25 protein-coding genes are annotated in these 22962 nt (G+C 27.8%); 6 read left to right on the forward strand and 19 right to left on the reverse strand.

The genetic code is table 11. The features are described from left to right. Window positions 1–130: 130 nt before the first annotated feature. The 6 genes from CRU95_RS11840 to CRU95_RS11870 form a co-directional block, all read right to left on the reverse strand. Entirely contained in the window at window positions 131–2215 is a 2085-nt protein-coding gene (locus CRU95_RS11840; protein WP_129101327.1) for a hypothetical protein, read from the reverse strand. A 144-nt stretch (window positions 2216–2359) separates the two neighbouring features. Then, window positions 2360–2722, reverse strand: a complete 363-nt coding sequence (locus tag CRU95_RS11845; protein ID WP_129101328.1) for a hypothetical protein — start codon at window positions 2720–2722, stop codon at window positions 2360–2362. A gap of 15 nt (window positions 2723–2737) precedes the next feature. Then, a complete protein-coding gene (locus CRU95_RS11850; RefSeq protein ID WP_129101329.1) occupies window positions 2738–4720 on the reverse strand; it encodes a UvrD-helicase domain-containing protein in 1983 nt (660 codons plus the stop codon). Then, complete coding sequence (locus tag CRU95_RS11855; RefSeq protein WP_129101330.1) at window positions 4707–6665, reverse strand: ATP-dependent endonuclease; 1959 nt, start codon at window positions 6663–6665, stop codon at window positions 4707–4709. The genes CRU95_RS11850 and CRU95_RS11855 overlap by 14 nt, the downstream gene beginning before the upstream one ends. Before the next feature lie 109 nt (window positions 6666–6774). Next, the gene (locus CRU95_RS11865) at window positions 6775–9147 is read right to left on the reverse strand and encodes an SMC family ATPase (protein ID WP_258238703.1); all 2373 of its coding nucleotides are present in this window, start codon (window positions 9145–9147) and stop codon (window positions 6775–6777) included. Further along, window positions 9131–10252 (reverse strand): DNA repair exonuclease, encoded by a 1122-nt coding sequence (locus CRU95_RS11870; RefSeq protein WP_129101331.1) that lies wholly within the window; start codon window positions 10250–10252, stop codon window positions 9131–9133. Before CRU95_RS11870 ends, CRU95_RS11865 begins: the two co-directional genes overlap by 17 nt. 193 nt (window positions 10253–10445) lie before the next feature. On the opposite strand from CRU95_RS11870, the gene CRU95_RS11875 reads away from it, so the two are divergent. Beyond that, window positions 10446–12020 carry a nitrite/sulfite reductase gene (locus CRU95_RS11875; RefSeq protein WP_129101332.1) on the forward strand — a complete coding sequence of 525 codons (1575 nt, stop codon included), beginning with the start codon at window positions 10446–10448 and terminating at the stop codon, window positions 12018–12020. Between the two features lie 19 nt (window positions 12021–12039). Here CRU95_RS11875 and CRU95_RS11880 read toward each other — a convergent pair whose 3' ends face one another. Beyond that, a complete protein-coding gene (locus tag CRU95_RS11880) occupies window positions 12040–12753 on the reverse strand; it encodes an LrgB family protein (RefSeq protein WP_129101333.1) in 714 nt (237 codons plus the stop codon). Next, window positions 12743–13099, reverse strand: a complete 357-nt coding sequence (locus CRU95_RS11885) for a CidA/LrgA family protein (protein WP_129101334.1) — start codon at window positions 13097–13099, stop codon at window positions 12743–12745. The genes CRU95_RS11880 and CRU95_RS11885 overlap by 11 nt, the downstream gene beginning before the upstream one ends. Before the next feature lie 408 nt (window positions 13100–13507). On the opposite strand from CRU95_RS11885, the gene CRU95_RS11890 reads away from it, so the two are divergent. Beyond that, the gene (locus tag CRU95_RS11890; protein ID WP_129101335.1) at window positions 13508–14086 is read left to right on the forward strand and encodes a DUF3365 domain-containing protein; all 579 of its coding nucleotides are present in this window, start codon (window positions 13508–13510) and stop codon (window positions 14084–14086) included. Between the two features lie 75 nt (window positions 14087–14161). On the opposite strand, the gene CRU95_RS11895 is transcribed toward CRU95_RS11890, so the two are convergent. The 5 genes from CRU95_RS11895 to CRU95_RS11915 form a co-directional block, all read right to left on the reverse strand. Then, entirely contained in the window at window positions 14162–15151 is a 990-nt protein-coding gene (locus CRU95_RS11895) for an LLM class flavin-dependent oxidoreductase (protein WP_129101336.1), read from the reverse strand. A 126-nt stretch (window positions 15152–15277) separates the two neighbouring features. Beyond that, window positions 15278–15448 (reverse strand): DUF1328 domain-containing protein, encoded by a 171-nt coding sequence (locus tag CRU95_RS11900; protein WP_129101337.1) that lies wholly within the window; start codon window positions 15446–15448, stop codon window positions 15278–15280. Window positions 15449–15480: 32 nt separating this feature from the next. Continuing rightward, a complete protein-coding gene (locus CRU95_RS11905; RefSeq protein WP_129101338.1) occupies window positions 15481–15735 on the reverse strand; it encodes a hypothetical protein in 255 nt (84 codons plus the stop codon). After that, window positions 15711–16001 (reverse strand): hypothetical protein, encoded by a 291-nt coding sequence (locus CRU95_RS11910; protein WP_129101339.1) that lies wholly within the window; start codon window positions 15999–16001, stop codon window positions 15711–15713. Before CRU95_RS11910 ends, CRU95_RS11905 begins: the two co-directional genes overlap by 25 nt. A 1-nt stretch (window position 16002) precedes the next feature. Beyond that, on the reverse strand, window positions 16003–16302 hold the full coding sequence (locus CRU95_RS11915; protein WP_129101340.1) for a DUF883 domain-containing protein: 300 nt from the start codon (window positions 16300–16302) through the stop codon (window positions 16003–16005). A gap of 380 nt (window positions 16303–16682) precedes the next feature. Here CRU95_RS11915 and CRU95_RS11920 point away from each other — a divergent pair, with 380 nt between their 5' ends. The 4 genes from CRU95_RS11920 (at window position 16683) to CRU95_RS11935 (ending at window position 18901) form a co-directional block, all read left to right on the forward strand. Continuing rightward, on the forward strand, window positions 16683–16898 hold the full coding sequence (locus CRU95_RS11920; protein ID WP_258238704.1) for a hypothetical protein: 216 nt from the start codon (window positions 16683–16685) through the stop codon (window positions 16896–16898). A gap of 109 nt (window positions 16899–17007) precedes the next feature. Further along, the gene (locus CRU95_RS11925) at window positions 17008–17463 is read left to right on the forward strand and encodes a hypothetical protein (protein ID WP_129101341.1); all 456 of its coding nucleotides are present in this window, start codon (window positions 17008–17010) and stop codon (window positions 17461–17463) included. A 96-nt stretch (window positions 17464–17559) separates the two neighbouring features. Then, complete coding sequence (locus CRU95_RS11930) at window positions 17560–17787, forward strand: ChaB family protein (RefSeq protein ID WP_129101342.1); 228 nt, start codon at window positions 17560–17562, stop codon at window positions 17785–17787. Between the two features lie 64 nt (window positions 17788–17851). Next, the gene (locus tag CRU95_RS11935; RefSeq protein ID WP_129101343.1) at window positions 17852–18901 is read left to right on the forward strand and encodes an AI-2E family transporter; all 1050 of its coding nucleotides are present in this window, start codon (window positions 17852–17854) and stop codon (window positions 18899–18901) included. Between the two features lie 24 nt (window positions 18902–18925). Here CRU95_RS11935 and garR read toward each other — a convergent pair whose 3' ends face one another. The 6 genes from garR to CRU95_RS11965 form a co-directional block, all read right to left on the reverse strand. Then, window positions 18926–19810 (reverse strand): 2-hydroxy-3-oxopropionate reductase, encoded by an 885-nt coding sequence (gene garR, locus CRU95_RS11940; RefSeq protein ID WP_129101344.1) that lies wholly within the window; start codon window positions 19808–19810, stop codon window positions 18926–18928. Between the two features lie 150 nt (window positions 19811–19960). Further along, a complete protein-coding gene (locus CRU95_RS11945; protein WP_129101345.1) occupies window positions 19961–20380 on the reverse strand; it encodes a hypothetical protein in 420 nt (139 codons plus the stop codon). Between the two features lie 152 nt (window positions 20381–20532). Continuing rightward, window positions 20533–21024, reverse strand: a complete 492-nt coding sequence (locus tag CRU95_RS11950; protein WP_258238705.1) for a nitrous oxide reductase accessory protein NosL — start codon at window positions 21022–21024, stop codon at window positions 20533–20535. A gap of 10 nt (window positions 21025–21034) precedes the next feature. Then, the gene (locus CRU95_RS11955) at window positions 21035–21862 is read right to left on the reverse strand and encodes an ABC transporter permease (RefSeq protein WP_129101346.1); all 828 of its coding nucleotides are present in this window, start codon (window positions 21860–21862) and stop codon (window positions 21035–21037) included. Further along, entirely contained in the window at window positions 21862–22314 is a 453-nt protein-coding gene (locus CRU95_RS11960; protein ID WP_129101347.1) for a hypothetical protein, read from the reverse strand. The genes CRU95_RS11955 and CRU95_RS11960 overlap by 1 nt, the downstream gene beginning before the upstream one ends. Then, the gene (locus CRU95_RS11965; protein WP_129101348.1) at window positions 22311–22961 is read right to left on the reverse strand and encodes an ABC transporter ATP-binding protein; all 651 of its coding nucleotides are present in this window, start codon (window positions 22959–22961) and stop codon (window positions 22311–22313) included. The genes CRU95_RS11960 and CRU95_RS11965 overlap by 4 nt, the downstream gene beginning before the upstream one ends. Window position 22962 lies beyond the last annotated feature (1 nt).

Here is a 22962-nt window from a genome sequence, read left to right on the forward strand (position 1 = left end):
GCTCGGCTTCAACAAAGTCTGGACTAAAATACCCTAGTCGCAAACTTTGTACTTAAAAGTAAAAGTAAAATTTAGGTATATGCCTTTTGTGTAGAGGGATTTAGATAGGTTCATTGTAGTTTACCTTTATTTAATATTCTCTTGGAATAATATAATTAATATTCTCCTCATTTACCAAAACATTTTCTATTTTAATTACTTCTTTCCAAAAAATATTTTCATTTATATTTTTAATAAACCTATCAACTCTAAAACCATCAGGATATAAAATTTCATCTTCTGCTATAAGTAAATTTATCATTTCAAACATAGAAACTTTTAAATAGCCATTAATAATCTCATGGTCAAATTCAAAACTTGTATCAATAATCAAAGAAAATATTTGATTAGGTTTATTGAATGATTTTAAAAAAAGTTTATTCTCTTCTTCTATTAATCTATTAATTAACTTTTCTCTTTTTCTTAATTGATTTGAAGCTTTTCTTAAAACTGAGGTTTTATAATTCCATATATTTTCAAATGATGTTCTAATATATGTAGATTTTAATTCTAAAACAAACAAATAACCATCTTTTTCACATATTAAGTCTATATCTCCTACTTCATATTCTTCACTACATTGAATCATATAATTTGCTTTTACATTAAACCCTAATTTTTCAAATAATGTAGCTAGTTTTTTTTCACTATTTTGTACTTCATCTTTTCTAAATTTTGTTCTTTTATAATGAATATTCAATATATTGTTAATCACTGATGTATTTATATTTTGTAATCCTATTAAAAAAGGAAAAGTAAAAACCATGTTGTCTAATTTTAATAAAGGTTTTTCAAATATTGATGGAACTTTTAATTCCTTATTAGAAACAATGTTTTTTAAATCATAAGTATAAAAATCTTCAACATTATTTCTAACTGGCTCAGGAAAGGAAGGATTACTATTATTACTATTATTACTATTATTTGAAAAATCATATTGATTTGCAATAATAATAGGAAGTCTTTGTTTACCTTGCATTAAACCTTCAAACAAGAATTTTTCATATGCTTCTGTCCAACTATAACTTTCTAATTTTTTTAAATAATTATCAACGAAATAATACTTGTGAAATATATTTAATCTACTAAAACTATGTAAAGTATCAGATATAGGTATTGTTATATTATTTGAAATATACAAATCATCTTCGATTCCATAGATTTTTTTTAAAATTAAATCTAAGCCTCTTGCTTGAATAAAAGCTTCTTTATTAATAATATCATTTTCTTTTGTACCAAAAGTTTCTTCTTTTAATAATGATTCAAATAAAGATATTGCATATTCTAAATAATATAGAAAAAAACTATCTATCTTATTGTTATCATTTAACCATTTATTATATTTTGAGATATCAATTACATTTAAGCTTAATGTTTTATCTTTCAATTCAAATGAAAAATTATTATCAAAGCAAAAAGTTGAAATTTCATTTTCGTTAAAAAGATAGTATTCTTTATAAACTTTTACTATATCTGCTAATCTATTTAAATCGTCGAAATTATTTTTAGGTGAAATTAAATCAATTACTTTTTTCGCACTTTTTTCATATTCATATTCACCTTTTTTCTTATCTTTTGTCTTTAATCTATCTTTTAAAATTTCACTTAAAATCTTACCGTTTAGTTCATAGTTTTGTAATATAGTATTATCTGAAACATGTTTCATAAGATATAGACCTATTGAACATAATAGATTTAAATATGCGTAACTATTTAATCGAACTCCTGCTTTTTCTTTTTTTTGTAGTAAATAATCATATTTGTTAGAGATAATATCGCAAGTTAAAAAAAACTCTTGTTCAATATTTTTTTCATTATAATAATTTTTTATATTGATAAAATTTGGGTCTGATTTCTTTAAAAATATTTTTGAATACTTAATTGCATCAAGAAAAACTTTCTTCTCTAATTTGACTACATCCTTAATAAATTCATTTTTAAAGATATAATTTTCATTAAAAGCTTTTTTAATACACAATCTAAATTCTAATGAACTGAAATAGTTGTTAAGATTTAACCCCTCAATAAAAGACCAAAACAAATCTCTTCTTTTCATCTTTTTTAAACTTTTTGGTTTATCATCTAGATATACATTAAATATTTCTTTTATTGATTCTTCTTCGTTAAACTCTTTTTTCAATAATGTTTCATATTTATTTTTATAATAATTATTCATATATACTCTTTTTTAATCAATAATGTAGTCAAGTTTCCCGTTTCAAATATAGCCTGTGCTTCTTCATCTATTGGTGTTAAAACACTTGACTTATACTTTTAACAAAGTGCTTTGGAGCATTAGATACCTTTTGTGTAGAGGGATTTAGATAGGTTCATTAAGAAAATAATCTTGTTCAGTTATCTTAATAATGGGATAATCTTCATCTCCAAAACCAAGTTCATTAATAGCTTCAAATATTTTTTTTGCTATATTTGGAAAATAATATATTGCTGAAGAACCCCTTGTTCCACTTCCAGAAATATAATAGTATTGAAATTCATTCATATCTCTAATTGCAAAAAAATGATTATTTTGTAAAGATATTTTATTTTCAGTATTCCATTTTTTTCCAGGCATAGTAGCAATTTTTAAAACATCACTTTTAGTAAATGTAAAAGATTCTTCACCATGATAAGCTTTAAACATTAATACTATTTTAGGTTCTAATTCAATTATATCATACATAAGAAATACTCCTTCCTATAAATCTATTTTAATTGCATCTGAAAAAAATGTTAACAAATTACTTTCTTCCTCTTCTTTAATTAGTTTTACACAAGTTAAATTTGTTTTTGTTCTTGAGCATGCAACATAAAAAAGTTTTTGACTGTCAATTTTTTTAGCCTCATTATTACTAGAGTCAAATAGATTTGTAAAATCATATTCATTCCAAAAATACTCATCTAATACTACTATAACATTATCTATTCCAGTACCTTTTGTTTTATGCATTGTAATATAATTCATTTTTTCATTTATATAATTGTAGTAGTTTGTAATTTCTTGAAAAGTTACATCAGGAGAAAATAAACCTATAAAGAACTTCTCTTTTTTAACTTCTCTCTCTAAATCTTTAAATTGTTCTTCTTCAATCTCAATACCAGCTTTATTCATTTTTGTTAATGTATTCATATCATTGAAATAGTTTGTTTTAAAAGTTTGATATTCATCATTCGTTAAACCTGATAAAAAAGCATTTTTCCTTGCAATATATGATTCAAAAGACTCAGACTTTTTTAATAAATTATTTTCAAAAGCATAACTTATTGCTTCAATTGCACTTCCTTCGAACTCTAATAAATATTCAATACTATCTTTAAGTCTCTGCTTATCTTCTATAGTTTTCATTGGATAACCAACTTTTTTTAACTCACTTAAAATATAGTTATACTTACCATTTGCATAAGATTGACAAAGTTCAACTAAATCCATGAACTGCAGTTTTATTAGCACCACTTCAATATACTCTTTAGGTTCTTGATACCTTTGTGCAAAAGTATTATAAAGATTTAAGAAATCTGCTTCTGTAGAAATGGATTTATTTGTTAACATTAATAATTTAGAATTTGGTTGATTAAAATTTGCTAAATCTATTAACTTATTTATTTTTTCTATATATTCATTCTTATCTTCTTGACTTGAAAATACATTTGGTTTACTTTCAACTATTGAATAATAAAAATTTGCAGTACCTTGCCTTTCATCTAAACTATTTTCACTATGTTTTAAGGCAACCTCTTGCCTTAAACCATCATTTCTAATTTTATTAATAAAATCTTTAACTTGAACAGAACATCTATAATTGTCTTCTTTAGGTATCTCATTTAATAAACTATTTGAGATGTACTTTTGAACATCTCCTATCCCATCACTATAAATTGACTGCATTGAATCACCAAATAAACCAATAAGAGTTCTTTCATTTTCAGGTAGACATTCTAAAAAGACTTTTATAATTTTTTCATTAGTATCTTGGTATTCATCTATAAAAATATAATCAAATCTATCTTGAAGAATTTTACCAATTTTAGGAAATGTACTAAACAGTTGATATGATATTTCTAATAATCCATCATGTCCAAAAGTTAAATCACTATAACTATCAAAGCGTGTTTCATTATACTTAATTTTATTGTACTCTTTTTCTTCAATTTGACTTTTTATTATTTCATTTAAACTATCAATTAAGTTATTTAATTCTTCGTTATAAGTATTTGGACTTTTGTCATATTCTCTTTTTCCAATTGCTTTTCCTATACTTTCAGATTGAATAGTAAATAGTTTTTTTGCATATTTTTCATATATTTTCTTATACTTTTCATGTTCTTTCTTTTTCTGTAATTTTTCATCACCATCATAAAACTCAATTTCTTTTCGTTCTATTTTTTCAACTTTAAAAAGTTCAAAAATACATTGAGATATATTCTTTTTATAATCTTTGATAATCGAATTTAAGAAAGAATGAATCGTACTGATTGTGTATTGTTCCCCAACTCTTGATTTTATCTCATCAACTGCTAAGTTTGTATGTGTAATACAAGCAACTTTTTTATCTGGATAATTTTCAGTAATATATTCTAAAACCTCTTTCAATGTTTCAGTTTTACCACTACCTGCACCACCTTGAAGAACAAAAGATTTATTTTCTTCAATAGATTGCTTTATCTTATCAAGAGGCGTCATTTTGAATCCATTCTAAAGCATTTTTTATATATAAAGGCATTCCCCATTCTATATTTTTTGATAAAGCCAAATACAATAATGAAAATGCAAAATCTGATTTCTTCTTTAATATTCTCTCTGTTAAATCATATATTTCTGTAGTATCAACCAATTCAATTTTATTTTGTAAACCCCTTAAATTATCTTTTTGAGTAATTAACTCAGTCAAATTAACTTTTATAAAAGCATCTTCGAAACTTCTTGCATGATAACTATCTTCACTTATTTGATAAAAGACTTTTATTTTACTTGTATCAGTAATTGACAAAGTATTATTTTTTAAATCATTAAACCATTGTGGAAAATCAACAGAGTTTATATCTGGTGCGTTAAAATATTTTTTAATTGTTGCATTGCTAGTGTGAGTTGCTCCATCAACTTTATGTGCTGGATAAGTAGTACCTGAAGGATTAGTTGTTTTTAACGTTGTATCTATATCTGTTATGATTAAAGTCTGAATATCAAAGAACCTTACTAGCTTATCAAAGGCTTCAGCATTAGCACCTACCTCTAAAATTGAAATATTTTGAGAAGAAATTGGTACGTAATTTGGGTCAATTATTTTCTCTTCGTCAAATTTATTAATATAATAGGGAAGTAACATTTTTTCCGTTGTTCCCTCTATAAATATAATTTTATTTGCAAAAAACAATTCTGAAGCTTGTAAAGTTAAATACTGTTCTATGAATTGAAATTCTTCCTCTTCTGTTGCATATAATTCTTTTAATTCAGCATGAAAATTTTTAATCTTAATATTTTGATTATCTTCATTTAATAAATATCTTATATCTTTAAAATCACACTTAGAAACTATTTGAGCTGAGTGTGTTGTTATTAGTGTTTGTAAATTATCGATTTCTTCAAAAACTTTTTTTATTTTATCAATAAATTTATATTGCATTTGTGGGTGTGTATGTGCTTCTGGCTCTTCTATGAATAATAAATTTATATCTTTTTGTTCTTCTATAAAACTTTCTTTTTTCATTTCTATGTCTAAAAGGAGATATAATATGTTCATATAACCTAGACCATTTAAATGTTCTGGTAAATGATTTGAAGTATCACCATATACTACTTTTGATGAATTAGAAATAACTTCATTTGATTCTAAGTCTGATACGACTTTTAAAGTGTCTAAATTTAAGAAATCTTTCCCTGAGGTAAGAAAGTTTCTAAATTCAGTGTTATATTCGTCATTTAACGTTTCATCCATTTCAATCATTTTTGTATTAATATCAGAAAAATTTGTATTACTAATACTTTTTTGATTAAAATATTTTGTAGTCATAATTGATAATATTTTTTTACCTTTATTATCATCAGAACTTGAAACATTTCTTTTTGCATGTATAATCTGAAAATTAATTAATTTTCTAATTTGACCTATATCTTTTTTAATTAATTTATATCTATTTTCTTCTAATAAATCCTCTTCATCTTCAAATGAATAAATAGAAGTTTTTAAATAGTTATGTAGATTTTTCTTTAAATATCTAATCTTTTTATTAGATTCAGTAAGTAGTTCTAAAAGAGGGAGTAACTTGTCTTTTTTTATTGTAACTTCAAATAGTATTTTTACGCTATTACTGTCTGGATCTAAATCTAAAATAAACTCTGATAAATGTTCTAAATTATCTATTTGATTATAGCTTACCTCTAAAATCATTTGTATAGTTAAATCTAAAATATTAGTATCTTCATTTATAGTATTAATTTGTTCTCTTAAACATAAACTAAAATCATCATATTGAAAGGAATCATTATTATAGAACTTTTCAAACAATACTAATAAAGATGTCTTACCACTATTATTTCTACCTATCAATAAGGATAATTCATCTTTCATTTCTAATACAGAATCTTTTAACAATCTAAAATTTTTTATTTTAATTTTTTCTATTTTCAAATTTATTCCTTCTAATTTAAATCCAAACCACTAGTCCCATCACCATTAGGCTCAACCTTTATCTGCAAGGGAATTCTCTCTTTCAATGCTTCCACATGGGAAATCACACCTACAACTCCACGATTTTCTCAAACATCTCCTTTATCTCCATCTCATGAGAGATTAAAAATATCTGCCTATACTGCTCTTTTATCATATGAAAGGCTTCTAGTATCTCCATTCTTCTTGCTTCATCTTGGCTTCCAAATACTTCGTCGAAGGCTAGGAAGCCTATTTGTGAGCTTCCGCTTAGTTCGCTTAGGGTTTTTGATATGGCGATTCGTAGGACTAGGTTTGCTAGGTCTATTTCACCACCTGAGAATCTCTCTATTGGGTATTTTTTTCCTTCATCGTAGATGTAGAAGTCGAAGTCGTTTGATACTTCTATGTGTTGGTATTTGCCTTTTGTGATTTGGGCGTACATGTTTGAGGCTATGTCTGATATTCTTGGAGCTACTTTTGAGTTTAGCTTTGTTTTAAATTCACTTAGGCTTAGCTTGATTTTGTCGTAGTCGATTAGGTCGTCTTTTTTTGTTTGTACTTTTTTTAGTTGGATTTCGTTGTTGTCTAGATTTGATTGGATGGTTTTTATCTCACCTTCACATTGGGCTATTTTGACTTTGATTTCATTTACTTGGCTCACTTTTAACTCATAAGTTTGATGGTGTTCTTCGTACTCTTTTTGTTTGGCTGTGTGAGTTGTTTCATCGTAGGCTATTTGTTTGTAGTCTAGCTCTTTTGTATCGTAAGTGCTATTTTGCTCTGTGATTTTTTTGCTGATGGTTTCTAGGTCTTGTTTTACACTATCATATCTTTTTAGCATGGTTTCTAATGATTTCATTTGTTCATATTTTGGTTGGATTTCATTAAAACTATTTTCTAGTGTTTTGTGTTTGTTTTCATCGTAAGTGTATTTATCTAATTTGCTTATTTCATCGTTGTTTTCTTTGCCTTTTTGTTCTACATTGTTTAAATGGATTGATAGGTTTTGTAAATCTTTTTGTTTACTGTTTATAAGGGCTAGTTGTGAGTTTAGTTCACTTAAATCTTTGTCTATTTGCTCTTTTTGAGTTTCGATTGTTTTTTTGTTTGTCTCTACTTCTTGTAGCTCTTTATTTAGTTTGGTGATTTTGTTTGTTTGTATCTCTTGTATAGTTGAGTTTAGAGTGTCTATTACATTGTCATACTCTTCTAAAAGTGGTCTTGTACAAGTTGGGCAGTTGGATTCTTTGCCTAGGGCTTGGATTTGTTGTATTTTGGCTGTGGTGTCATTTATCACTCTTTGTTCTGCGAAGATGTTTGAGTTTAGCTCTTTTTCTTTTGTTTGTATTTGTGTGAGGGCTTGTTTTATTTGCTCTTGTTGGGTTTTGCTTTCTTGCTCTTTTTGTCTTAGTGAGTCAAAACCTTCGCACTCTTTTTGTAAAAGGGCTATGTCATTTTTGGCTTTTTTGTATTGCTCTCTTAATTGAACTTGCTCTTTTAATAAGCCCTCTTTTTTTAGGCTGTATTCTTTTAGTTGTATTTGCTCTTTTAGACTAGATTGAAGGGTTTCATACTCTTTTTTTATAGGCGCTAGAGCTTTGTATTGAAGTTGTTTTTCTTCTAGGTCTTTTAGTTCAGTTGAGAGTTTATTTTGGTTTTCTATATTTGAGTTGATACTATTTTTTAGAAGATTTAGTTCACTTAGGGCTTTTTGTTTTGCCTCTTTTGTTTTAGCAAAAAGGTCAAGCTCTTTTTTTATATCTAGCTCTTTTAGTTTTAGGCTATCTATTTGTTTGCTTTGGGTTTGTAACTCTTCGTTTAGAGTTTTTTTGATGGCTTCATTTGCTTTTATTTGCTCTTTTTTGGCTTGTATATCTTCTGCGCTTAAAAGCACTTCTACAAAGGCTGAAATCTCTCTTTTTAGTTCTCTACTTTTTTCTATGAGTTCTTTTTCTATGTAGTCGATTTTTTCTAAGCCTAAAAGCTTTCTTATCATTCTTTTTCTATCTTCTGGTTTGCTATTACTTAGACTTGTTAGCTCTTTTTGACTGGCAAAAAGAGTATGTAAAAAGGCTTCTTTACTCATCTTGGTTAGCTTCATGATACTTGTAGTTACTTCTTTGGCACCACTTGTTATTAGTTCAGTATTTTTATAAAGTTTGGCATTGGCACTGAGCGCCTTTCCTCTGAATTCTCGTACTACTTTATACTCAATTGAGTCAAATTCAAAGTTTAGTTCTACTACTACAGCATCTTTATCTGTGGCATTGGCATTTCTTACAATGTCTTTATAACCTCTATCTTTAAACTCCCCATAAAGTGCAAAAAGAATGGCTTCAAATATTGTGGATTTACCACTTCCATTTTTACCTATGATTCCAACTAATCCCTCATCAAAATCTAGTTCGAAAGTTTTGTATCGTTTGAAGTTTTCAAGTTTTAGCTTACAAAGTATCATCATAAGCCTCCTCGTACTTGCTAAATAGTTCTTGGATTTTTGGTTTTAGTCTATCAAACTCTTTGCTTTCGCTTTGTTCTTTAATATGGTCTAAGAAGTACTCTTCCAAAGATAAAGCTTGAATATCATCTAAAGTCGCGCCCTCGTTTGCATCTTTTTTGAACTCTCTTTTTACACTCACACTCATAGCAAATGGAAAAAGTAATTTTATCTCTTGGTTTTGTATATCTATTGATTGCATGGTTGTTAGGTTTTGAAGTTTTACTTCTACAATGGCATCTTTTGTATCGCTTTTATCTAAATCATCAAGTGCATTTTGGTAGTTTTCACAATCTATTGTTTTAGATATGATTGGTCTTATTTTTATCTCTTTGTATTCTACGCTTAGTTTATCACTTAAGTTTACGAGGGCATATCCTTTTGAGTTTCGTTTGTCATTTAAACTTGTGCGCTCACTACTTCCACTATAGTATACATTTTCATGTTTGCCAACAGAGCCAAAACCATGCCAATGCCCAAGTGCCACATAATCCATCTTAGAAAAGATATACTCTTTGTCTGTGGGATAAACCCATTCTCCAAACTCTTGCATCAAATACCAAGCCCCAACAGAACAGTGCATCATCATGATATTTCTTTTATCAGGATTGATGTTTTTTTCACATAAGTTTATTTCATCTTCTGCTTTTGTTTCATCATTCATATGTGGTAAAGTATGGAAAACTATATCATCAAACTCTATTTTTTTGTAGTTTTGTTCATATGATACATGTACATTTTCAAACTCTTCAAATATCTTTAAAATAGGACTGCTAAGGTTTGTCCTAGGTGTAGAATGGTTTCCAGCTATCATGATGATAGGGATATTTAGTTTATCAAGTCTTTTAAACTCTTTAAGTCCAAAGGTTATAGCTCGATTGCTTGGGCTACTTCTATGAAAAAGGTCACCTGTGTGTATTATAAAATCTGGTTTGATTTTTTCTATGTCATCAACTATTTGAGAAAAAGCATTATAAAAGTCCGCTTCCCTTTGATTGATATTTTCTTCATTTAAAATCTCTAAGTCGTTGTATCCTAAGTGCGTATCACTAAAATGTATTATTTTCAAATAAAACCTACTAATAAAATATTTTTATATAAAACTTTTTTATGATTAATAATAGCTTTATTTATCAAATATTATTATTAAAAGCTGTGTCTAAAAGAAAAGATTATAAACTCCCTTCAAAGTTTTTATACCACTTAATTGACACCCAAATATTATAAAATCTAAGTACCTATTAATATATAAAGGAAAAATTTTGACAAAAAAAGAGTTATCACCATTAGAAAAATTAAAAGCATCTAGAAACCCTTTAAGAGTTATAGACGATATATATAAAGAAGCACAAGAAGGCATTCCTTTAAGTGATGATTATATTGGACTATTAAAATGGTATGGAATGTATCCTCATATAAATTCACAGAATTTAGAAGATAAAAAATACTTTATGAAAAGAATCAAAATAGTTGATGCAAAAATAAATTTAGAACAACTAGAAGTATTAGCAAAAATCGGACAAAAATATGCAAAAGGATTGGTAGATTTTACCACTAGACAAAATGTTCAATTTCATTATATTGAGATAAAAGATTTACCTGAGATATTCAAATTACTAGATTCAGTTGGTCTTACTTCTCGAATGGCATCAGGTGATGGACCAAGACCAATTATGACTTCACCAATAGCAGGAATAGATCCAGAAGAGATTTATGATGTATCACACTTAGTAAAAGAAGTTGACTCATACTTTGATAAAAATGATGATAGATTTTCTAACTTTGGTAGAAAATATAAATTAGGAATCTCAGGGTGTGGAAGACATACTGCAAATCATGAAGTTCAAGATGTAGCATTTACAGCATTTAAAACAGAAGATGGCGATATATTATTTGATTTTACGATTGCAGGTGGATTATCAAAATCTAAGCAAATAGCATATAGAACAAACAAATATGTAAAAGAAGAACAAGTAAAAGATGTAGCAGCAGTATGTGCTGAGATTTTCAGAGACCATGGAAATAGAGAAAACAGAAACAAAGCAAGAGTGAGACACTTAGTCAATGACTGGGGATTAGAAAAGTTTGTAGAAGAGATAGAGACTAGACTTGGATATAAACTACAAGATGGTTTTGAAGAACCACAAATCACACCCCATGAAAATAGAAACCATTTTGGTATTTATAAAGCAAAACAAGAAGGTGAATCATTTATAGGATTTGCAACAAACTCAGGAAGAATAGCAGGAGAGGATTTCCAAAGTATAAGTAATATATGTAAAAAATATGGTGTAAAAGGTATAGCACTTACTCCAACACAAAACTTTATCTTATATGGAATAAAAACACAAGATGCCCAAACAGTTGCAGATGAAATAGATGCACTAGGTTATCCTTATGCTCCAACGCCATTTAGAGCGAGACTTCAATCATGCACAGGTAATGAGTTTTGTAAATTTGGTATTACAGAAACAAAAGAATTCTCAAAAGTTGTGGTAAAACAATTGGAAGAAAATCATCCTGATTTTAAAGAAAATGTGACTATTGCAATATCTGGATGTGGAAATTCATGTTCTCACCCTCAAATCTCTGATATAGGTTTTGTAGGAACAAAAGTAAGAGATGAAAATAACAATAGAGTTGAAGGTTATGATGTAATTCTTGGTGGACAAGTATGTGGAGTAGAAGGAAGTAGATTTGCACATAAAACTGGTGTAAAAGTTACAGCTGATAATTTAGTAGGTTTTATTGGTGATTTAATTACTTCATATAAAACTGATAATTTAAATACATCTTCATTTAAAGAGTATCTAAATGAAGTGGAACTTAATAAATAAGAAGAGATATTCTCTCTTCTTATTTGAAAAAACTCAAAATAATCGGTAAAAAAATAGCAGTAAATATTCCATTTAATCCCATAGCAAGTGCAGAAAAGGCAGCTGCTTTTTCTGATATCTCAATAGCTTTAGCTGTACCTATTCCATGGGAAATCAATCCAAGTGCAAAGCCTTGAGAAGTATCATTTTTGACTTTAATGATTTTGAAAATAGTTGTACCAAATACTGCTCCAATAATACCCGTAATAATCACAAAACCTATTGCCAAAGATGGTATTGCTCCAATCTCTTTTGATGTGATAATAGCAATTGGTGCTGTTATAGATTTGGTAGTCATCGATAAGATTGTAAGTATATTTGCATCAAAAAGCCACAATATTGTTATCGTAATAAATACAGTAGAAAAACTTCCAATAAATAAAGTTATAAATATAGGAAAAAATAAAGACTTGATGTAGATTAAATTTTTATACAAAGGCAGTGCCAAAGCTACAGTTGCTGCACCTAAAAAGAAGTGAATGATTTCTACGCCTTTGAAGTACTCTTCATAAGAAGTATTTGTAATATATACAAGAGAGAGAATGATAATATAAGCTACAATGATAGGTTGAAAAAGTGTATTTTTATTGGACTTATTATAAATAATAATTCCAAGTTTAAAAGAACTAAGAGTAACTATCAACCAAGTCAAGGGTGTAGTATGTATATATTGTATTAGTGATTCAAAATTCATTTTTTACACTTTCTTTATTTGCAAAATAATCTAAAATTTTCGCACTAAGAGCCAAAGACAAAACGGTTCCAATAAATAAAGAGATACTAATAGCAAGAAACTCTTTTGATATAGTGTCAACTTGAGTAATAATCCCCATCGCAGCAGGAATAAAAAGAAGTGGTAAGTATTTAAGAAAAAATGATACAGTTGTATCCAAGCTATGAAAACTTTTCTTCCTAATAATTAAAAATACCAACAACAAAATCATTCCTATCACAGCTCCCGGAACAAGCAGTGAAAATAGTCTACTTATACACTCACCTATAAATTGAAATATCAATAAGGTGATAATTCCTTTTAACATATTTTTAACCCTTTGTATTTTAATAATGCAACTAATTTACCGATTTTTTGTGGCAAAGTAGTGGCAAAGATAGATTTTATAGTAATTAAAATTATCAGTCAAATAAAAAGTACGAAAACATATTCTTATTTTTTAATTTAAAAATAGATTTTATTATCAAAAAATTAGTATAAGAATTTTTTGATAACCATAAGAAACATCAATCTCAAAAGTATAGTTAAAAAAAAATATTTGAAATAATATTTTTTAGTATTCTTCAATATTAAGAGATTATAAATTATTTTTTTAAAAATACATTTATATTCCAAAAGTACTATTATATAGATTATATTTCAAATAGTACTTTATGAAATTTTTATATTTATTACATTATACTTATAAGAATTTATTATAATAATAGGAGAAAAAATGCTAGTAAAAAATATAAAAAATGCAGTACTTATTTGTTCAATATTAGTAACAAGTTATACATTTGCAAACAATACATTAAGTGAACAGGAAGCTAAAAAAGAGGCAATAAATGCAATAAAACAAGTGGGTGGTACATTAAAAAAGCACTTAGGTAGTAAAATGAAAAGTGGAGGAGTTGTTCAAGCTGCAACTTTCTGTTCAGAAGAGGCAACGAACCTTATGAAAAATAGTGCGGCAAATCTTCCTCAAGGTATTTCTATAAAAAGAGTAACTGATAAACCAAGAAATCCAAATAACCAAGCAACAGAAGCTCAAATAAAAGTATTAAATGAGATTAGAGATGACATAAAAAAAGGTATTAAGCCTAAAATGGTAGTTAAAAAAATAGAAGAAAACCATTATCAAGTTTATAAACCACTTTATATAGAAAATAAATGTTTAGCCTGTCATGGAACTATCGAAAATAGAAATAAAAAAGCTTATTCAATAATAAAAGCTAAATATCCAAAGGATAAAGCAATTGATTATAAATTAGATGATTTAAGAGGTGCTTTTTTTGTAGATATAAAAAGATAATCGTAATATTAGATTTATTTCTTGATTATTTGACAAGCTCGTGAAAATACGAGCTTGTTTTATAGGAAAAGGTTTTTATAACCAAACTTTTGAAATGAGTTCATAAGATTTTATTCTTTTATCTGGATCATGTATCATTGAGTTTATCATGATTTCATTTGCACTTGTTCTTTGAATCAGTCGTTCAAGTCTTTCTTTTACAACTTCTGGTGTCCCCCAGATAGATTCTCTTGTTTTATGTCTTATACCTCTTTCTTCCCATTCTTCCCATAAACTACTCATATCTTCTGTTGGTTTTGGTAATAAACTTTGTTCACCCCTTTGAAGGTAAAGAAACTTTTGCAGTTCTGTTGTAGCTAAATATTGTGCTTCTTCATTTGTATTGGCACAAACTATATTGATACATACTATTACATATGGCTCTTCTAATTGTGAAGATGGTCTAAAGTTCTCATGATATATTCGTATAGCCTCGTCCATCAAATCAGGTGCAAAGTGTGAAGCAAAAACAAAAGGCAAACCTTTTTGAGCAGCTAATTGTGCACTAAAGGTGCTAGAACCAAGTAACCAAATAGGAATATCCAATCCAAATCCGGGTATTGCTTTTATTCCTTTTTTACCTGCTTCATTTGATAAATAGTATTGTAAATATTTAAGCATCATAGGGAAGTCGTCATCATTGATATCTCGTCTTAGTGCCATCATTGTCTGTCTATCAGTACCAGGAGCTCTTCCTAATCCCAAATCTATTCTATTTGGATATAAAGATTCCAAAGTAGCAAATTGCTCTGCGATGACCAAAGGTGCGTGATTTGGAAGCATGATTCCACCAGAACCTATTCTTATCTTTTGAGTTTTTGAACCAATATAACTTAGTATTACAGAAGTAGCAGCACTAGCGATTCCAGGGAAATTGTGATGTTCAGCCACCCAATAACGAGTAAATCCAAAATCCTCAACACTTTGAGCTAGTTTTGTACTATTTTCAATAGCTTGTGATATAGTAAAGCCCTCCCCTATTGGTATCAAATCTAATACAGATAAGGGTGTTATTTTATTATTCATATTTTTCTCCATATAAAATTATAATTTATAATATTTTTCCACTATAATAAAATAAGATTATAATTATATAACCTAAAAATACAAATTTAAAAATTTCAGTTATGTTAAATTTAGTATAGAACTAAATTAAGGAGTTTTACCTTTCAATGCATTTACAACTGCTGAGACAACAAGCAGTATTAAAAATATGTAAAATATTGTTTGAGCAATACTTGCAGCTGCACCTGCTATACCTGTAAATCCTAAAACTCCTGCAATTATTGCAACAACTAAAAAAGTTAATGACCACGATAACATTGTTTTTTCCTTTTATTTATTTTATAATTATTTTAAAATCTAGCTAATAGTTTTACCAAAAAAGGTTTTACATAATTTTGACTTATAAAAGAAGCAATTAACTCTTCTTTTGTCCCTGAATTAAAACTTTTTAAGGTATCGCTTATATCATATCCAGGATCAATTGCTCTTAGTTTTAACTTAGCGATTTTAACAGAAGTAACTTTTCTAGTAAATATAGAGTCATTCCCCTCTAACTGAGATACTAAATTATTAAGTTTTTCTATCTTCTTTGTTCTATTTTCCATGAGGCGACCTTAGAAACTATTAATGCTAATACCAAAATAATAAATGATGTTATAAGATAGGCAAAGATTTCACCTAAATAACTTTCAATCCAAACTTTAATCCCTAAAAAGAAAAAAACAGATGCTAAAACAAGTAAAGAAAGTGAAAAAAGTTTTATTATCAAACCCTTTGCACTACTTACAAAAGAAGATTCAATTTCTCTTACTTGAGCTTCTATTAATTCTATTACAGAAATAATAAATTCTGAAATTGTGACTTTTGACATACTATTTTTTAACTAACCAAGCGGCTAAAAAACCTAACCCAAATGTAATTGCAACACTTTTAAAAGGATCATTTTTGATTTTAGTTTCAACTTCACCAACTTCATCTAAACCTTTGTTCTTTAGTTCATATAGTTTTGTTTTTAATTCATCCATTGATAAGCCATCAAAAATATCTAGTTTGCTTGCAGTACGATCAACTTTAGTTGCAGCAGCTTCTTTTAAACTAGCAGATAACTCTTTTATATCAGCTTTTAAAACTTCAATTTCTTCTTTTAATTTTGTAATTTCTTGAGTTGCCATTTTTTATCCTTTTATTTTACAAATGTAACTTTTAAACTATCATAATGAATATTAATCATAAATAAAACTTAATATTTAATAATAGTATATAAAAAATAATATATTTATTTCAAAAAAGTATTTATAAATGACTATATTCATTGTTTTTCTATCTTTAATGCAACTTTACCCATAATGTTTAAGGAATATTTAATTGGCTTTTGTTATAGTTTATGCAAACAAGGAGGATTATTATGAAATACAAATCAATAAAACTACCTTTTAATTGTGATACATTAGGACCTATAGTATCTACAAATATATTTTATTATAGGGAATAAATAATATTATTAATAATTTATATAAGAAAATAAAAGCAAATAATATTAAAGGAGAATATCATGAGTATGAAAAAAGAATATGAAAAAAAACTACAGGCACAACTAGATGAATGGAGTGCACAAATAGATAAACTTAAAGCAAAAGCTGAAGGTGCACAAGCAAACAAAAAAATTGAATACTATGAAGAAATAGATAAATTAAAATCTATGAAAGAAAATACTAATAAGAAATTCATTGAGATCAAAATGCAAGTGATGATGCATGGGAAGACCTAAAAATAGGCATGGATAGTGCATGGAATTCGCTAAGTGATGCCTTTGATTCAGCTAGTTCAAGATTTAAATAATTATTATAGTTAGCATAACATAATTAAGGAGATTACAAATGAAAATACATATACAAATATTAATGCTAATCGGCTTACTTGGTATTACAACTTTATCATATGCTCAAACAGAAAATATAAATACCTCAATTAAAGAAGTAAAAAAAGATACTCAAGAGTTATTTAAAACTATTGGAAGTTATACTGTTGATAAAAAAGATGAGACGCTTAAAAAAGTAAAAATAAGTTTAAATAAGCTAGATAATCAAATCGATATTTTAGAATCAAAAGTTGATAATAAATGGGATAAAATGAGCAAAGATGTTCGTATAAAAACTCGTGAGAATTTGAAAAATCTTCGTGATCAGCGTAATCAAGTTGCTCAATGGTATGGAAGTATGAAAAGTAGTACATCTAATGCATGGGAATATACAAAAGAAGGCTTCATAAATGCATATAAAAAGTTAGAAGATACTTGGGAAAAATATGAAGAAGAGTTTACTTCTTCAAAATAAATTACTCTATAAACAGTCTGATACTTATATTATAAAAAGTGTCAGACAAGTTTATATTTTATGATAATAACAAACTAATTTAAATTTGGAGTGAAAATGCCTTACAAAAGTATTAATCAATTACCAAAACAAGTAAAAGACAATCTACCAAAGCATGCACAAGAAATATATAAAGAAGCATATAATAGTGCTTGGGAAGAATACAAAAACCCAAAAGATAGAAAAGATGATAGTTCAAGAGAAGAAGTTTCTCATAAAGTTGCTTGGGCAGCAGTGAAAACTACATATGAAAAAAATGATGAAGATAACTGGATTAAAAAATAAAAAAGTAAAGAATTGATATAGTTTACTTTCTATATCAATTTTTTAATATCCAAGGAACTTAATAATGAATGACAAACACCCAAATAAACTCCAACAAGCTTTTATACTACTTTTACTATTTATAGTTTTAATGGGTTTTATTGGAATGATTAAAGAGTTTCTAATAGCTCTTGTTCTTGCTGCAATTTTTTCAGGCTTACTTTATCCTCTTTATCAAAAAGTTCTTTTTTATTTCAAAAATAAATCTATTTTGGCTGCATCTACTGTACTAATCATATCTATTCTAGCCGTAGGTTTTCCCTTGGCAGTTCTTACAGGTATGGTCACAAATGAAGCAATACAATTTAGTGAAAAGACAAGTCCCTTAGTAAAAGAATTATTAAAAGAAGATTTTTCACTAAGTCAACAACTTCCTACTTGGTTACCATTACAAGACAAATTTGATTCTTTAAATGAGACTCTTCTCAAAAAAGCCTCTGAAGCAACTAATGCAATAGGAAGTTGGTTGGTTTCAAGTTTATCTAGTGCAACTAAAGGAACTCTTGGGTTTTTTATGAGTTTATTTATTATGTTTTATGCTATGTTTTACTTTTTGATAAATGGAGAAAAATTATTAAATTCTCTATCTTCTTTACTTCCTCTTTCAAAAAAAGATTATGATGAACTTATATATCGTGGGTTAACAGTAACTAAAGCATCCCTTAAAGGTATAGTTATAATTGGACTTATTCAAGGCCTATTGGTAGGAGTTGCATTTTGGGTTATAGGACTTAATGGACCAGTATTTTGGGGAAGTGTAGTTTTTCTTCTTTCTGCTGTTCCTGGATTAGGGGCACCTGTAGTGTGGTTGCCAGCAGTAGTATATCTTATGTTTACAGGTAGTATTGGATGGGGAATTGCTCTTATTATATGGGGAATAGTATTCGTAGGATTAGTGGATAATCTTCTTCGACCATGGATTGTTGGAAATGATGCAAAATTGCCCGATCTTGTTATCCTCGTATCAATTCTTGGAGGAATAATATCTTTTGGACCTATAGGTATTATAATAGGGCCAGTAATAGCAGCTCTTTTAGATACAGTATTAAATATTTATAAAAAGAGTTTTAAATAAATATTTAAAACTCTTTTTATGAAGTTATCTTTTTACTTCAACTTTTGACAATCTTTCATAATATCTAATTAATCCACCATGATCTAAATGATCTTCACCTTGAGCTTTCATAGCTTGCATGATTTCCATAACGGCCGCTGTTAAATGAATAGGAGCTCCTATCTCATGTGCTGTATCAAGTGCATTTTGTAAGTCCTTTATGTGTAAGTTGATTTTAAATCCTGGCTCAAATTTTCTATCCATAATTAAAGGAGCTTTTGCATCTAAAACAGTACTTCCAGCTAGCCCTCCCCTAATAGCTTCATAAACTAATTCAGGCTCAACACCTGCTTTTGTAGCTAATACTAAAGCCTCACACATACCAGCAATATTAAGAGCAACAATAATTTGATTTGCTAGTTTTGTCGTATTTCCAGCTCCTACTTTTCCAGTATAAACAACGGAACTTGCCATTGACATCATTAGTTCATAAAACTTATCAAATACCTCTTTTTTCCCACCAACCATAACAGATAGTGTTCCCTCTATTGCTTTTGGTTCTCCACCACTTACAGGTGCATCAAGTAGTTCAACACCTTTTTTTGAAAGTTGGGCTGAAATCTCTTGTGAAGCTAAAGGTGCAATTGAACTCATATCAATAACAACAGTCCCTTCTTTTATACCATCAATAACTCCATTTTTTCCAAGAACAACTTCTTTTACTTGTGGAGAATTTGGTAACATTGTGATAAGAACATCAACTTGCTGTGCTACTTCTTTAGCACTTTGAGCACTTGAAGCGCCAAGAGCAACTAGTTCTTTAACAGATGCCTTACTTCTGTTTGTAACAACTAAATCAAATCCTGCTTTTAATATATTTTTCGCCATAGGTTTTCCCATGATTCCAAGTCCTATAAATCCAACTTTCATTTTAGCTCCTTTGCTTTATTAGGTAATATTTCTGTCATTGTTTAAAAATGCTTTTAGTATTTCATTAGAATATTATAATATATTGATTTTTCTAATTATTAACTTAAGTATATTTCCCAATTGAGTAGGAGAAGACAAAAGAATAAAATTTTATACATACCACATTATTTGAGATAATAAAACTATAGTTATTACCAAAACAAAGGGTAAAGTATGACCTTTGAAAACAAAAGGTTGAATACCAAAAAAAACTTGAAGAATGCCTCTTAAACCAAGCCAAAGACCCAAAATAGACTTTATTAAAAGTAGAATTTGAAAGTTAGAAAGTCCAGAATCTTCTATTACTCCAAAATTTATATATAATAAATATATCCCACTAATAACTGCAAAAACAAGTGCTTTAGGAACAAGAACTTTTGTAAAAGCTTTAAAATAGCCTCTAACTTCATCATATTTATCTTTTGACAAGACTTTTTGCATTCTCATTAGAATCAAATTATCAGTAAATAAAAAACCTGCGTATATAAGTACAGAAAAGATGTGAATTAGTTTAAAAATTAAATAAATCATTTAATAATTCTATCTTCTTTTTTTATTTTTATTGTTGATTACGATCAAGTTAATTTAATTATTTTTGTTAGGAGAAGGAATAAAAGATACAAATTTATTTAAGGGAGTAAGCTACATAGTTTTAAGTTACTTTGTAGCTTTTATTTATGAATTTATATATCACCATTAAGCAATTCAATTAATCCTTTTGTTATTTCATTAAATTTTAAAATTCTTTTCCCATTATTTTCTTTTGCAAATTTTTGGGCTTGGGAATAAAGTTCAAAAGCAGGTAAATCATCTCCCGCAGAAGATATTTTATTAGCACCATAAACATAATATGCTTTTTTTGCATCTATAGGTCTAAGATTAGCATAATTTGTAACAACAAGCTCTTTTATTTGATTTTTATCTTTTATATTAGCAGCTGACCATTTTTCAGAGTCAAAATAAAAGTCAAACATTGACTTTGGACTTACAAAATAAAATTCTTTCGACTCATTTGTTATAATTTTACTAACCCAACTTGGATTTTTGTAAACCAACATTTTTCTTACTAATCCTTTTGTCTCTTTATTAAAATTCATAGCATTTTCACTTGCATTAAGTGTATATGTCATAATCATACAATTAAACAAACAAACAAATAACAATTTACTAAACATAGAAATTCCTTTAAACTAAATCTTTTTTTGTAAAAATTACAAAACCTAAAAAAGCAAATACTAAACCCAAAAATAAAGGGTATAATATAGAAAATAAAACAAATATTTTTTGTGCAAATGTATCCAAAATATAATATGCGACAGGACCCATGACTGTAAGTTCTGGATCAAATAAAGAGATAGCAGCCACTCTAAAGATTTCCATAGGATTTAAAAGCGCAATTGCAATTATAAACCCCTCTTCAAACCTATTTTGCATCATCAATGATATAAGTGCTATATCAATAAAAGCTAATAAGAATATCCAAACAAAAAATGAAATTCCTAATGCAACTTCACTTGTTTTAACAAAAGAAGAGATAAAAAAAGCAATTCCAAGAAATGCTGAAGAAAGAGAGAAAAGTAATCCTGTGTATAAGAAAAAAATATCCCAAGGAATAGAAGCTCCAATACTCATCCCATAAACAATTGCAATTATCATAGCAAAAAATACAGGCAAGAATACAGTTACAAATCTTCCAATAATTTTCCCCCAATAATACTGTTTTAAAGAGATAGGGAAAGAAAGCATATATTCCAAAATATGAGTATCTCTATCTCCTGAAATTGAGCGAACAGTAGTAATAAGAATAAAAATAGGCAATATTACAATTGTTATTTGTATGTACATAAGAAGAAGTCTACTTAAGCCACTGAACCCCATAACTTGTGATTGAGTTACTCCTGCAATAAAAAATAATGCTATCATTCCCCCAAAAACCAAAGTATAAACAATAAACCACTTTGCTCTAAGAGATTCTTTTAAATCAAGATAAGCTATTAAAGCTAAATTTTTCATTATCTACCTCTTTCTATAACTCTTTTAGACATTTCAGCAAAATCAATTTTTTCTGAAGTTTCATCAGTAATTGATTCTTTTTTATCATTAGCAGAAAAACCATACCCCATTGGTGTTTTATGAACAGTATCATAATATGATTTTTTTGCATTTATCCATTTACCAGTATTAACATCAATTGTCCAAATTTTTGCACTATCTTTCCATGTAATATTATTTTCTTTGAACCATAAAATAGCACAACCTATATCATCAAATTTATACATATCCCCATTTTCAGGATTTATAACTTGCACCGCATGTTTTCTTCCACTTATTACCATCTTACATCTATCACATACATCCCTATCCCAATGAATATCATGTGCTTCTTCAGAAACTCTTTTTTCACAAGCAGTAAATACCATCACTAAAGTAATCAATGCAATAAAATTAAAAATACTTTTTTTCATAACAATTCCTTTATCTTATCATCGGAAGTAATTCTCCCTAAATCCATATAAATTTGCCTATTTACAATCTCTTTTACCTCTTCTAACCTATGGGTTACAAAAAGAGAAATCTTATCTTTTTCATTATCTTTTAACAATCTGTAAAAATCATCTCTTGCCTTTGGATCAAGGTTAGCCGTTGGTTCATCATAAATTATGATATCACTTTCTCTTGCTAAACTAATTGCTATTAGCATTTTTTGTTTCATTCCGCCACTTAACTTAAAAAATGATTTATTTAAATTGCTTTTTATATCTAGTTTCATCTCATTTGCATAATACAAAATCAACTCTTTATCTACATTAGAACTAATTTGTATATATTTAATTAGTTCATCAAGATTTAATTTAATTGGAGGTGGCAATTGAGGAACAAAAGAAATTACATCTAAAATTTCTGTTCTATTTTTAACTGGATTTTTTTCATTAATTAATACCTCTCCTGAACTTGGATGATAATATCCCATAATAGAACGTATAAGAGTTGTTTTTCCTGCTCCATTTGGTCCCATTAGTGCAATATGATCTTTTTTATTGAACTCTATATTCACATTATCTAAGGATAATTGTGAACCAAATTTTTTAGTTAAATTTGTTATTTTAATCATT

Source organism: Arcobacter sp. F2176 (genome assembly GCF_004116465.1).
Taxonomy (GTDB): domain Bacteria; phylum Campylobacterota; class Campylobacteria; order Campylobacterales; family Arcobacteraceae; genus Arcobacter; species Arcobacter siniprincipis.